General features: G+C 55.8%; 17 protein-coding genes. 1 reads left to right on the top strand and 16 read right to left on the bottom strand.

From position 1 onward, the window contains the following. Positions 1-162 precede the first annotated feature (162 nt). Positions 163-2,997: an excinuclease ABC subunit UvrA gene (gene uvrA / locus J1G35_RS13690; RefSeq protein ID WP_053138298.1), complete on the top strand. Its 2,835-nt coding sequence runs from the start codon at positions 163-165 to the stop codon at positions 2,995-2,997. A gap of 64 nt (positions 2,998-3,061) precedes the next feature. Here uvrA and bfr read toward each other — a convergent pair whose 3' ends face one another. The 16 genes from bfr to rpsN form a co-directional block, all read right to left on the bottom strand. After that, on the bottom strand, positions 3,062-3,526 hold the full coding sequence (bfr, locus tag J1G35_RS13685) for a bacterioferritin (RefSeq protein ID WP_032884537.1): 465 nt from the start codon (positions 3,524-3,526) through the stop codon (positions 3,062-3,064). 155 nt (positions 3,527-3,681) lie between these two features. Next, positions 3,682-5,130: a catalase gene (locus J1G35_RS13680; protein ID WP_223015200.1), complete on the bottom strand. Its 1,449-nt coding sequence runs from the start codon at positions 5,128-5,130 to the stop codon at positions 3,682-3,684. 238 nt (positions 5,131-5,368) lie between these two features. Next, entirely contained in the window at positions 5,369-5,755 is a 387-nt protein-coding gene (gene rplQ, locus J1G35_RS13675; RefSeq protein WP_003176402.1) for a 50S ribosomal protein L17, read from the bottom strand. Positions 5,756-5,796: 41 nt separating this feature from the next. Beyond that, positions 5,797-6,798 (bottom strand): DNA-directed RNA polymerase subunit alpha, encoded by a 1,002-nt coding sequence (rpoA, locus tag J1G35_RS13670; RefSeq protein WP_223015199.1) that lies wholly within the window; start codon positions 6,796-6,798, stop codon positions 5,797-5,799. Positions 6,799-6,820: 22 nt separating this feature from the next. Continuing rightward, positions 6,821-7,441: a 30S ribosomal protein S4 gene (gene rpsD / locus J1G35_RS13665; RefSeq protein ID WP_003176404.1), complete on the bottom strand. Its 621-nt coding sequence runs from the start codon at positions 7,439-7,441 to the stop codon at positions 6,821-6,823. 18 nt (positions 7,442-7,459) lie between these two features. Beyond that, positions 7,460-7,849 carry a 30S ribosomal protein S11 gene (gene rpsK / locus J1G35_RS13660; protein ID WP_002555466.1) on the bottom strand — a complete coding sequence of 130 codons (390 nt, stop codon included), beginning with the start codon at positions 7,847-7,849 and terminating at the stop codon, positions 7,460-7,462. Positions 7,850-7,879: 30 nt separating this feature from the next. After that, a complete protein-coding gene (gene rpsM, locus J1G35_RS13655; protein WP_024077676.1) occupies positions 7,880-8,236 on the bottom strand; it encodes a 30S ribosomal protein S13 in 357 nt (118 codons plus the stop codon). Positions 8,237-8,365: 129 nt separating this feature from the next. Beyond that, entirely contained in the window at positions 8,366-8,482 is a 117-nt protein-coding gene (gene rpmJ, locus J1G35_RS13650) for a 50S ribosomal protein L36 (RefSeq protein ID WP_002555468.1), read from the bottom strand. A gap of 27 nt (positions 8,483-8,509) precedes the next feature. Beyond that, complete coding sequence (secY, locus tag J1G35_RS13645) at positions 8,510-9,838, bottom strand: preprotein translocase subunit SecY (RefSeq protein ID WP_003176406.1); 1,329 nt, start codon at positions 9,836-9,838, stop codon at positions 8,510-8,512. Beyond that, positions 9,839-10,276 carry a 50S ribosomal protein L15 gene (gene rplO / locus J1G35_RS13640; protein ID WP_003176407.1) on the bottom strand — a complete coding sequence of 146 codons (438 nt, stop codon included), beginning with the start codon at positions 10,274-10,276 and terminating at the stop codon, positions 9,839-9,841. A gap of 3 nt (positions 10,277-10,279) precedes the next feature. Next, the gene (rpmD, locus tag J1G35_RS13635; RefSeq protein ID WP_003176408.1) at positions 10,280-10,456 is read right to left on the bottom strand and encodes a 50S ribosomal protein L30; all 177 of its coding nucleotides are present in this window, start codon (positions 10,454-10,456) and stop codon (positions 10,280-10,282) included. A gap of 2 nt (positions 10,457-10,458) precedes the next feature. Beyond that, complete coding sequence (gene rpsE, locus J1G35_RS13630; protein ID WP_003186035.1) at positions 10,459-10,959, bottom strand: 30S ribosomal protein S5; 501 nt, start codon at positions 10,957-10,959, stop codon at positions 10,459-10,461. A 3-nt stretch (positions 10,960-10,962) separates the two neighbouring features. Then, complete coding sequence (gene rplR, locus J1G35_RS13625) at positions 10,963-11,313, bottom strand: 50S ribosomal protein L18 (protein WP_003186037.1); 351 nt, start codon at positions 11,311-11,313, stop codon at positions 10,963-10,965. Between the two features lie 10 nt (positions 11,314-11,323). Further along, positions 11,324-11,857, bottom strand: coding sequence for a 50S ribosomal protein L6 (gene rplF / locus J1G35_RS13620; RefSeq protein ID WP_003176412.1), 534 nt, complete (start codon positions 11,855-11,857; stop codon positions 11,324-11,326). Between the two features lie 12 nt (positions 11,858-11,869). After that, complete coding sequence (gene rpsH / locus J1G35_RS13615; RefSeq protein ID WP_003176413.1) at positions 11,870-12,262, bottom strand: 30S ribosomal protein S8; 393 nt, start codon at positions 12,260-12,262, stop codon at positions 11,870-11,872. Between the two features lie 206 nt (positions 12,263-12,468). Continuing rightward, positions 12,469-12,774: a 30S ribosomal protein S14 gene (gene rpsN, locus J1G35_RS13610; RefSeq protein ID WP_003176414.1), complete on the bottom strand. Its 306-nt coding sequence runs from the start codon at positions 12,772-12,774 to the stop codon at positions 12,469-12,471. Between the last annotated feature and the right edge of the window lie 13 nt (positions 12,775-12,787).

Genomic DNA, 12,787 nt, shown 5'->3' with positions numbered 1-12,787 from the left:
AACCGGCGGCGATTCTACCAGTCCCATCGATTGAGAGGGTATATGCGGCGCTTTGCCGCGCAGCTTTCATGTAAGGCTGCACCCGGCACTTTGACAGTGTATATTCATCCAGTCTTTAGCCGTATACTCCTGCATTATTTACGCCCGCCGTGCGAGGCCATCTTGGACAAGATCCTGATTCGTGGGGCTAGAACCCACAACCTGAAGAACATCGACCTGACCCTGCCCCGGGACAAACTGATCGTCATCACCGGCTTGTCCGGCTCCGGCAAATCGTCCCTGGCGTTCGACACGCTGTATGCCGAAGGTCAGCGTCGCTATGTGGAATCGCTGTCGGCCTACGCCCGTCAGTTCCTGTCGATGATGGAAAAGCCTGACGTCGACACCATTGAAGGCCTGTCGCCGGCGATTTCCATCGAACAGAAGTCGACCTCCCATAACCCACGCTCCACCGTGGGCACCATCACCGAAATCTACGACTACCTGCGCCTGCTGTACGCGCGGGTAGGCATCCCGCGCTGCCCGGACCACGACATTCCGCTGGAAGCCCAGACCGTCAGCCAAATGGTCGACCTGGTGCTGGCCCAGCCCGAAGGCGCCAAGCTGATGCTGCTGGCGCCGGTCATTCGCGAGCGCAAGGGTGAACATCTCTCTGTATTCGAAGAGCTGCGTGCGCAAGGTTTCGTGCGTGCGCGCATCAACGGCAAGCTCTATGAACTGGACGAAGCGCCGAAGCTCGATAAACAGAAGAAGCACTCGATTGATGTCGTGGTCGATCGCTTCAAGGTGCGTGCCGACCTGCAGCAGCGTCTGGCGGAATCGTTCGAAACCGCGTTGAAGCTGGCGGACGGGATTGCCCTGGTGGCGCCAATGGATGACGAGCCGGGCGAAGAGATCATCTTCTCCGCGCGGTTTGCCTGTCCTATCTGTGGCCATGCCATCAGCGAGCTGGAGCCTAAGCTGTTCTCCTTCAATAACCCGGCCGGCGCCTGCCCGACCTGCGATGGCCTGGGCGTGAAGCAATTCTTCGACATCAAGCGCCTGGTCAATGGTGACCTGACCTTGGCAGAGGGGGCGATACGCGGCTGGGACAGGCGTAACGTGTACTACTTCCAGATGCTGGGGTCGCTGGCGTCGCACTACAAGTTCAGCCTTGAAGTGCCATTCAACCAACTGCCGGCAGACCAGCAGAAAGTCATCCTCAATGGCAGTGGTTCGCAGAACGTCGACTTCAAGTACCTGAACGACCGTGGCGACATCGTCAAGCGTTCCCACCCGTTCGAAGGCATCGTACCGAACCTGGAGCGGCGCTACCGTGAGACTGAATCGGCGAGCGTGCGAGAAGAGCTGGCGAAATTCCTCAGTACCCAACCCTGCCCGGATTGCCGGGGCACTCGCCTGCGTCGTGAAGCACGGCATGTGTGGGTCGGCGAGAAAACCTTGCCCGCGGTGACCAACCTGCCGATCGGCGATGCCTGCGAATACTTTGGTGTACTGAAGCTGACCGGACGACGTGGGGAAATTGCCGACAAGATCCTCAAGGAAATTCGCGAGCGCTTGCAGTTCCTGGTTAACGTAGGCCTGGACTATCTATCCCTGGACCGCAGCGCCGACACCTTGTCCGGCGGTGAAGCGCAGCGGATTCGCTTGGCCAGCCAGATTGGTGCCGGCCTGGTGGGGGTGTTGTACATCCTCGATGAACCATCGATTGGTTTGCACCAGCGCGATAACGATCGCCTGTTGGGCACGTTGAAACACCTGCGGGACATCGGCAACACGGTGATCGTGGTCGAGCACGATGAAGACGCGATTCGCCTGGCAGACTACGTGGTCGATATTGGCCCAGGCGCCGGCGTGCATGGTGGGCATATTGTTGCCGAGGGCACGCCTGCCGAGGTAATGGCACATCCCGACTCGTTGACCGGCAAGTACCTGTCTGGCCGCGTGAAGATCGCAGTGCCAGCCAAGCGCACACCGCGCAACAAGAAGATGGCATTGCACCTCAAGGGCGCGCGCGGCAACAATTTGCGCAATGTTGACCTGGAAATCCCCCTGGGGCTTCTGACCTGCGTGACCGGTGTTTCCGGCTCAGGCAAGTCGACGCTGATCAACAACACGCTGTTCCCCCTGAGTGCCACCGCCTTGAACGGCGCGACCACCCTGGAAGCAGCGGCGCACGACAGCATCAAGGGCTTGGAACACCTGGACAAGGTGGTCGATATCGACCAGAGCCCGATTGGCCGCACACCGCGCTCCAACCCGGCGACCTATACCGGGCTGTTTACACCCATTCGCGAACTGTTCGCCGGGGTACCAGAGTCGCGCTCGCGTGGCTACGGGCCAGGGCGGTTCTCGTTCAACGTCAAGGGCGGGCGCTGCGAAGCGTGCCAGGGCGACGGCCTGATCAAAGTAGAGATGCACTTCCTGCCAGACATCTACGTGCCGTGCGATGTATGCAAGAGTAAGCGCTATAACCGTGAAACCCTGGAGATCAAGTACAAGGGCAAGAGCATCCATGAAACCCTGGAGATGACCATCGAGGAAGCCCGGGTGTTCTTCGATGCGGTTCCGGCGTTGGCGCGCAAGCTGCAGACACTGATGGATGTGGGCCTGTCGTATATCAAGCTGGGGCAGTCGGCGACGACGTTGTCCGGTGGTGAGGCGCAGCGGGTGAAGCTGTCTCGCGAGCTGTCCAAACGCGATACTGGCAAGACCTTGTATATCCTGGATGAACCAACAACCGGTCTGCACTTCGCGGATATTCAGCAGTTGCTGGACGTGTTGCACCGCTTGCGAGACCACGGCAACACCGTGGTGGTGATCGAGCACAACCTCGATGTGATCAAGACCGCCGACTGGCTGGTCGATCTAGGGCCGGAAGGTGGATCCAAGGGCGGCCAGATCATCGCGGTGGGTACGCCGGAGCAGGTCTCCGAAATGTCGCAATCTCACACCGGTTACTATTTGAAGCCGTTGCTGGAGCGCGATCGCGCCTGATCTATTGGGCAATGAAAAAGCCCCTGACACCTTACGGTGACAGGGGCTTTTTAGTGGCCGGAAATCAGAACTGCGATTGCAGGTAGTTTTCCAAGCCAACCAGCTTGATCAGACCCAACTGCTTTTCGAGCCAGTAGGTGTGATCTTCTTCGGTATCGTTCAACTGCACTCGCAGGATTTCACGAGTAACGAAGTCGCTGTGCTGCTCGCAGAGCTCAATGCCCTTGCAGAGCGCGGCACGCACCTTGTACTCAAGGCGAAGATCGGCTGCGAGCATGTCAGGTACGCTGGTGCCCACGTCCAAGTCGTCGGGACGCATACGTGGCGTGCCTTCGAGCATCAGGATACGGCGCATCAGTGCGTCGGCGTGCTGTGCCTCTTCTTCCATTTCGTGGTTGATACGCTCGTAGAGTTCGGTAAAACCCCAGTCTTCGTACATGCGCGAGTGGATGAAATATTGGTCACGAGCTGCCAGTTCGCCCGTCAGCAACGTGTTGAGGTAATCGATTACGTCGGGGTGACCTTGCATCGCCCTACATCTCCCTGCTTGAAAGTCTGTAGTTTGAACCATGATGACTTGGAGGTCACGGGACTAATGGCAGAAAAGTGAAGATTTCCGGAGAAAAATAGCTGAAATAACGCAAAAACCGCCCAAATGAGGGCGGTTCTGCTTATCGTTTAGAGTCAGTTAAGCGATACACCCAGTGCCTTTGCGATTGCGTCTCCATAAGCTGGATCTGCCTTATAGAAGTGCTGCAGTTGACGCTGGACCACATCACTGGAAACACCGGTCATTGCGCCCGCGATGTTATTGGTGAGCAGTGCTTTCTGCTCATCATTCATCAGGCGGAACAGCGCACCTGCGTGGCTGTAGTAATCAGTGTCTTCGCGGTGATCGTAACGATCAGCTGCACCGCTCAAAGCCAACGCAGGCTCGGCGTACTGAGGCGCTTGCTTGGGTGCTTCGGCGTAGCTGTTCGGCTCGTAGTTCGGAGTCGCACCACCATTGCTGCCAAATGCCATCGAGCCGTCACGCTGGTAGCTGTTCACCGGGCTGCGTGGAGCATTCACCGGCAGTTGCTGGTGGTTGGTACCCACGCGGTACCGGTGAGCATCTGCGTAAGCGAAAACGCGCCCCTGCAGCATGCGGTCTGGCGACAGGCCAACGCCTGGAACCATGTTGCTCGGGCCGAATGCAGCCTGCTCGACTTCAGCGAAGTAGTTCTGCGGGTTACGGTTAAGCTCCAGCTCGCCTACTTCGATCAGCGGGAATTCTTTCTGCGACCAGGTTTTGGTCACATCAAACGGATTCTCGTAATGAGCGTTCGCCTGGGCCTCGGTCATGATCTGGATGCAGACGCGCCATTTCGGGAAGTCACCACGCTCGATAGCACCGAACAGATCGCGCTGGGCATAGTCGGGATCAGTACCGGCCAAACGTGCAGCCTCAGCAGGCGCCAGATTCTTGATACCTTGCTTGGTCTTGTAGTGCCATTTCACCCAGTGCCGCTCGCCCCTCGCGTTAATCAAACTGTAGGTGTGGCTGCCGAAGCCGTGCATGTGACGGTACCCATCGGGAATGCCACGGTCCGAGAACAGGATGGTGACCTGGTGCAGCGCCTCTGGGGAGTGCGACCAGAAGTCCCACATCATCTGCGCGCTCTTTAGATTGCTTTGCGGCAGTCGCTTTTGAGTGTGGATGAAGTCTGGGAATTTCAGAGGGTCGCGTATGAAGAACACCGGGGTGTTGTTGCCCACGATGTCCCAGTTGCCTTCTTCAGTGTAAAACTTCAAGGCGAAGCCACGTGGGTCGCGCTCGGTGTCCGCCGAGCCACGCTCGCCACCCACGGTGGAGAAGCGCAGGAAAGTTGGAGTTTGCTTACCGACGGACTCGAACAACTTGGCGCTGGTGTATTGGGTGATGTCTTGGGTGACGGTGAACGTACCGTATGCACCTGAACCTTTGGCGTGCACCCGACGTTCAGGGATGTTTTCACGGTTGAAATGAGCGAGCTTCTCGATCAAGTGAAAGTCGTCGAGCAGCAAAGGACCACGCGGGCCGGCGGAGCGGGAATTCTGGTTGTCCGCAACGGGAGCGCCGCTGGCGGTAGTAAGGATTTTATTCTGGCTCATGCTCAATTTTCCTCAGGTCGGACTTGGAACTGCCGGCTAATCGGCTTGGAGGGAGTATTGACTATCAACATGACACCCACAAATTCATTAAATTGTAAGCATCAATAGAAAATAACTAACACCCCTCCAGCGCATATAGTGTCAAGCGCTGCCCGTGGAAGCTTGTACAAATCGTGCTTTTGTTACGCGCACAAAAAAACCGGGCACTAGGCCCGGTTCTTCGTTACAGCTTGTCGTCTTACTCGGCGCTTACAGCTTCGCCAGCAGTAGCACGATCAACCAACTCGACGTACGCCATAGGCGCGTTGTCGCCAGCGCGGAAACCGCACTTGAGGATGCGCAGGTAGCCACCCTCACGGGTAGCATAACGCTTGCCCAGGTCGTTGAAGAGCTTACCAACGATAGCTTTCGAACGAGTACGGTCGAAAGCCAGACGGCGGTTAGCCAGGCTGTCTGTCTTGGCCAAAGTGATCAGCGGCTCAGCAACGCGACGCAGTTCTTTAGCTTTCGGCAGTGTAGTTTTGATCAGCTCGTGCTCGAACAGCGACACCGCCATGTTTTGAAACATGGCCTTGCGGTGCGAGCTGGTACGGCTCAGGTGACGACCACTTTTACGATGACGCATGGTTCATTCCTTACCAAACTCACGTTCGGTGATTACGACGATCAGGCAGTCGCCTTGTCGTCCTTCTTAAGACTTGCAGGCGGCCAGTTGTCGAGGCGCATGCCGAGGGACAGACCGCGGGAGGCCAGAACGTCCTTGATTTCAGTCAAGGATTTCTTGCCCAGGTTCGGAGTCTTCAACAGTTCTACTTCGGTACGCTGAATCAGGTCGCCGATGTAGTAAATGTTTTCCGCCTTAAGGCAGTTAGCCGAACGTACAGTCGGTTCCAGATCGTCAACCGGGCGAAGCAGGATCGGATCGATCTCGTCTTCCTGCTCGATTACCACTGGTTCGCTGTCACCTTTGAGGTCGACGAACGCAGCCAACTGCTGTTGCAGAATGGTTGCAGCGCGGCGAATAGCCTCTTCAGGATCCAGAGTACCGTTGGTTTCCAGATCAATAACCAGCTTGTCCAGGTTAGTACGCTGCTCGACACGGGCGTTTTCCACCACGTATGCGATACGGCGAACCGGGCTGAACGAAGAGTCAAGCTGCAAGCGACCAATGCTGCGGCTTTCGTCTTCATCGCTCTGACGCGAGTCGGCCGGTTCATAACCACGACCACGAGCTACGGTGAGCTTCATGTTCAGGGCGCCGTTAGACGCCAGGTTAGCGATTACGTGATCGGGGTTAACGATCTCGACATCATGATCCAGCTGAATATCGGCAGCGGTAACCACCCCCGAACCCTTCTTCGACAAGGTCAGCGTAACTTCGTCACGGCCGTGCAGCTTGATAGCCAGACCTTTAAGGTTCAACAGGATTTCAATTACGTCTTCCTGTACACCTTCGATGGCGCTGTACTCGTGGAGCACACCGTCAATCTCGGCCTCGACTACTGCACAGCCGGGCATTGAGGACAACAGGATGCGGCGCAGCGCGTTGCCCAGGGTGTGGCCAAAACCACGCTCGAGAGGCTCGAGAGTGATCTTGGCGCGGGTTGGACTGACAACCTGCACATCAATGTGGCGGGGTGTCAGGAACTCATTTACCGAAATCTGCATGGATGCACCTATTTTCTAGCCCTTACTTGGAGTAGAGCTCGACAATCAGGCTTTCGTTGATGTCGGCGGACAGATCACTGCGAGCAGGAACGTTCTTGAAAACGCCCGACTTCTTCTCAGTGTCTACTTCTACCCATTCTACGCGGCCACGTTGGGCACACAGATCGAGAGCTTGGACAATGCGAAGTTGGTTTTTTGCTTTCTCGCGGACTGCGACCACGTCACCAGCACGAACCTGGTAGGACGGAACGTTTACGGTCTGACCGTTAACGCTGATCGACTTGTGCGATACCAGCTGACGGGATTCGGCACGAGTCGAACCAAAGCCCATACGGTATACAACGTTGTCCAGACGGCATTCGAGCAGTTGCAGCAGGTTTTCACCGGTTGCACCTTTCTTGCCAGCAGCTTCTTTGTAGTAGCCGCTGAACTGACGCTCGAGAACGCCGTAAATACGACGGACCTTCTGCTTTTCACGCAGTTGGGTGCCGTAATCGGACTGGCGACCGCGGCGTTGGCCGTGGATACCAGGTGCTGCTTCAATGTTGCACTTCGATTCGATCGCGCGCACGCCGCTCTTCAGGAAGAGATCGGTGCCTTCGCGACGAGCGAGTTTGCATTTTGGACCAATGTAACGAGCCATTCTTTACAATCTCCTGGATTACACGCGGCGCTTCTTCGGCGGACGGCACCCGTTGTGCGGGATTGGCGTCACGTCGGTGATGCTGGCGATCTTATAGCCACAGCCGTTCAAAGCACGGACAGCAGACTCACGACCTGGACCTGGACCTTTGACGTTAACGTCGAGGTTTTTCAGGCCATATTCCAGCGCAGCTTGACCAGCACGTTCAGCAGCTACTTGAGCAGCAAACGGCGTGGACTTGCGGGAACCGCGGAAACCCGAACCACCGGAGGTAGCCCAAGAAAGCGCGTTACCTTGACGGTCGGTGATGGTCACGATGGTGTTGTTAAAAGATGCATGGATGTGGGCGATGCCATCAACCACTGTCTTTTTAACTTTTTTACGAGGACGAGCAGCAGGTTTTGCCATGATAATTTTCCTGTCGATTCGCTGGGGCGATTACTTGCGGATCGGCTTACGCGGACCTTTACGGGTACGCGCGTTAGTCTTGGTACGCTGACCGCGTACTGGAAGACCACGACGATGACGCAGACCGCGATAGCAACCGAGGTCCATCAAACGCTTGATTTTCATGTTGATTTCGCGACGCAGGTCACCTTCAGTGGTGAACTTCGCCACTTCGCCACGCAGCAATTCAATCTGCTCGTCGCTCAGATCCTTGATCTTAGCGGCTGGGTTTACCCCAGCGACTGCGCAAATTTTCTGCGCAGTAGTGCGACCAACACCATAGATGTAGGTCAGCGAGATAACAGTGTGCTTGTTATCTGGAATGTTAACGCCTGCAATACGGGCCATTCAGTGGGACTCCAATTGACAGCTACCTACGCCCCGGAAGCCAAGAAATAGGGCGCGAGATAATATCGCTGTAATAACAAATAATCAACCCGGCAGCGCACTAGCTGCCGGGCTTCAAGCGGATCACACTCAGCCTTGGCGCTGTTTGTGACGCGGTTCCGCGCTGCAAATTACTCGAACAACACCTTCGCGGCGAATAATCTTGCAGTTACGGCACAGCTTTTTCACCGATGCACGAACTTTCATCACCAACTCCTCGAACCTTATGGGTACTCAGCGCAACATGCCGCTGCCGTAACCCTTCAGGTTGGCTTTCTTCATCAGGGATTCGTACTGGTGCGAAACGAGGTGCGATTGTACTTGGGACATGAAGTCCATCACAACCACGACCACGATCAGCAACGAGGTCCCGCCAAGGTAGAACGGAACGTTTGCTGCAACCACCAGAAACTGGGGCAACAAGCACACGGCCGTCATATATAGAGCACCGAACAGGGTCAAGCGAGTCAGAACGCCATCAATGTAGCGCGCAGACTGCTCGCCTGGACGAATACCCGGAATAAAGGCACCGGACTTCTTCAGGTTTTCCGCTACGTCTTTCGGATTGAACATCAACGCCGTATAGAAGAAGCAGAAGAAAATAATCCCTGCACTAAACAGCAGAATATTCAACGGCTGACCAGGAGCGATCGACTGAGAGAGGTCCTGCAGCCAGCCCATATTTTCAGACTGACCAAACCAGGTACCCAACGAAGCCGGAAACAGCAAAATGCTGCTCGCGAAAATTGCCGGAATAACACCGGCCATATTCACTTTCAGCGGCAAGTGGCTGGTCTGCGCAGCAAAAACCTTACGGCCCTGCTGACGCTTGGCGTAGTGAACAGCAATACGACGCTGACCACGCTCAATGAACACCACAAAACCGATAATCGCTACTGCCAGCAAACCGATGGCAACCAAGGCAAAAATATTGATATCACCCTGACGTGCAGACTCGAAAGACTGCCCAATTGCTCTCGGAAGACCGGCGACGATACCTGCGAAAATCAACATCGAGATACCGTTACCAACACCACGCTCAGTAATCTGCTCACCCAGCCACATCATGAACATCGCACCAGCCACAAACGTGGATACCGCGACGAAATGGAAGCCAAAGTCACCAGTGAACGCAACACCCTGCCCCGCCAAGCCAACGGACATGCCGATAGCTTGAACCAGGGCGAGGATGACAGTGCCGTAGCGGGTGTACTGGCTAATCTTGCGACGACCAGCTTCACCTTCCTTCTTCAACTGCTCCAGCTGCGGGCTGACGGCTGTCATCAGTTGCATGATGATCGATGCCGAAATGTACGGCATGATCCCCAGTGCAAAGATGCTCATCCGTTCCAGCGCGCCGCCAGAAAACATGTTGAACAAGCTAAGAATGGTCCCCTCATTCTGTCGAAACAGGTCTGCGAGTCGGTCCGGGTTGATACCTGGAACCGGGATGTGTGCGCCTATTCGGTAGACGATAATCGCCAGGAACAGAAAACGCAGACGAGCCCAGAGTTCAGACATACCGCCTTTGCCGAGCGCTGAGAGAGCACCTTGCTTAGCCATTTATTCCTCGAACTTGCCGCCAGCTGCTTCGATAGCCGAACGCGCACCTTTGGTGGCGCCGATTCCCTTGCCGATAGTGACAGCGCGAGTCACTTCACCGGACAGCATGATTTTCACACGCTGTACGTTGACGTTGATCACGTTGGCATCTTTCAGGGTCTGCACAGTAACGATGTCGCCTTCCACTTTAGCCAGCTCGGACAGACGCACTTCTGCGCGATCCATGGCTTTCAGGGATACGAAACCGAACTTAGGCAGGCGACGATGCAGCGGCTGTTGACCGCCTTCAAAGCCTGGAGCGATGGTGCCACCGGAGCGAGAGGTTTGACCTTTGTGGCCGCGGCCACCAGTCTTACCCAAACCGCTACCGATACCACGGCCCGGACGATGCTTTTCGCGACGGGAACCCGGCGCTGGACTCAGATCATTGAGTTTCATCGATTAACCCTCGACACGCAGCATGTAGTAAGCCTTGTTGATCATCCCGCGATTCTCGGGAGTATCCTGGACTTCTACAGTGTGACCGATGCGACGCAGCCCCAAACCCTTAACGCACAATTTGTGGTTAGGGATGCGACCGGTCATGCTTTTGATCAGCGTTACTTTAACGGTAGCCATGATCAGAAGATCTCCTTGACGCTTTTGCCACGCTTGGCGGCAATGGATTCAGGAGATTGCATAGCTTTCAAACCTTTGAAAGTGGCGTGAACCACGTTTACCGGGTTAGTCGAGCCATAGCACTTGGCCAGAACGTTCTGAACGCCAGCAACTTCGAGGACAGCACGCATAGCGCCGCCAGCGATGATACCGGTACCTTCAGAAGCAGGCTGCATGTACACCTTAGAAGCGCCATGAGCGGACTTCATTGCGTACTGCAGCGTGGTGCCGTTCAGATCAACTTGGATCATGTTGCGACGAGCAGCTTCCATTGCCTTCTGGATCGCAGCAGGCACTTCACGTGACTTGCCACGGCCGAAGCCAACGCGCCCTTTACCATCACCAACCACGGTCAACGCGGTGAAAGTGAAGATACGGCCGCCTTTAACGGTTTTGGCTACGCGGTTAACTTGAACCAGCTTCTCAATGTAGCCTTCGTCGCGCTTTTGGTCGTTATTTGACATAACTTAGAACTCCAGCCCAGCTTCACGAGCAGCATCAGCCAGCGCTTTAACGCGGCCGTGGTACTTGAAGCCAGAGCGGTCGAAAGCCACTTGCGAGACGCCAGCGGCCTTAGCACGCGTAGCGACCAGCTGGCCAACCTTTGTGGCCGCGTCGATGTTGCCAGTGGCACCATCACGCAGTTCTTTATCCAAAGTCGAGGCGCTGGCCAGGACTTTGTTGCCGTCGGCCGAGATGACCTGGGCGTAGATGTGCTGCGACGAGCGGAACACGCAGAGACGCACGACTTCGAGTTCGTGCATTTTCAGGCGTGCTTTGCGAGCGCGACGCAGTCGAGTAACTTTTTTGTCGGTCATTTGCTATGCCCTACTTCTTCTTGGCTTCTTTACGACGGACGACTTCGTCCGCGTAGCGCACACCTTTGCCTTTGTACGGCTCTGGTGGACGGAAGTCGCGGATCTCAGCAGCCACTTGACCTACCAGTTGCTTATCGATGCCCTTGATCAGGATATCGGTCTGGCTAGGAGTCTCAGCGGTGATGCCTTCCGGCAGTTCGTAATCCACTGGGTGCGAGAAGCCAAGGGCCAGGTTCAAAACCGTGCCTTTTGCTTGCGCTTTGTAACCAACACCGACCAGCTGGAGCTTACGCTCGAAGCCTTGGCTTACGCCTTGGACCATGTTGTTTACCAACGCACGCGTGGTACCAGCCATTGCGCGAGTTTGTTGATCGCCATTGCGAGCAGCGAAACGCAGCTCACCAGCTTCTTCAACGATCTCAACGGACGAATGGATATTCAGTTCAAGAGTGCCCTTGGCACCCTTCACCGAAAGCTGTTGGCCTGCGAATTTGACTTCGACACCGGCTGGCAGCTTAACGGGGTTCTTAGCGACGCGAGACATGCTTATCCCCCCTTAGAACACAGTGCAAAGAACTTCGCCGCCGACACCGGCAGCGCGCGCAGCACGATCCGTCATCACACCTTTGTTGGTGGAGACGATAGACACGCCCAGACCGCCACGAACTTTCGGCAGATCTTCAGCGGACTTGTACTGACGCAGGCCTGGACGGCTAACGCGCTTCACTTCCTCGATGACCGAACGGCCTTCGAAGTACTTCAGCTCGATGGACAGCAGTGGTTTGATTTCGCTGCTGATCTGATAACCCGCAATGTAGCCTTCGTCTTTCAGGACTTTGGCAACAGCAACCTTCAACTTGGAAGATGGCATGCTTACGACGGACTTTTCAGCCATCTGGGCATTACGGATACGAGTTAGCATGTCCGCTAACGGGTCCTGCATACTCATGGGCTAGACGCTCCTAATACAAAAAAATTAGCCTTGCGGCTACATATGTCGCTGAGAATCTCCGGGTAAAAAACACGGGCTCAGGCGAGCCGCGTATTTTAGACACACTCCGGAAATGAAACAAGCCCCAAAAGGGGCTTGTTCCAGATTCAAGGTCACCGGCGGTCAGGATCTTGCGATTCAGACCACCTGGACGCTGAAAGTACTTACCAGCTGGCTTTAACCAGACCAGGTACGTCACCACGCATTGCCGCTTCACGCAGTTTGTTACGGCCGAGGCCGAACTTGCGGTAAACGCCGTGTGGACGACCGGTCAGGCGGCAGCGGTTACGCATGCGCGAAGCGCTTGCGTCACGTGGCTGCTTCTGCAGGGCTACTGTAGCTTCCCAACGCGCTTCTGGACTTGCGTTCAGATCAACGATGATTGCTTTCAGTGCTGCACGCTTCTTGGCGTACTTGGCAACCGTGAGCTGACGCTTCAGCTCGCGGTTTTTCATGCTCATCTTGGCCATGGTCCTACTCCAA

It is taken from the genome of Pseudomonas sp. SH10-3B (assembly GCF_019891415.1).
GTDB lineage: Bacteria > Pseudomonadota > Gammaproteobacteria > Pseudomonadales > Pseudomonadaceae > Aquipseudomonas.
This window is presented reverse-complemented; position numbering and strand designations above follow the sequence as displayed.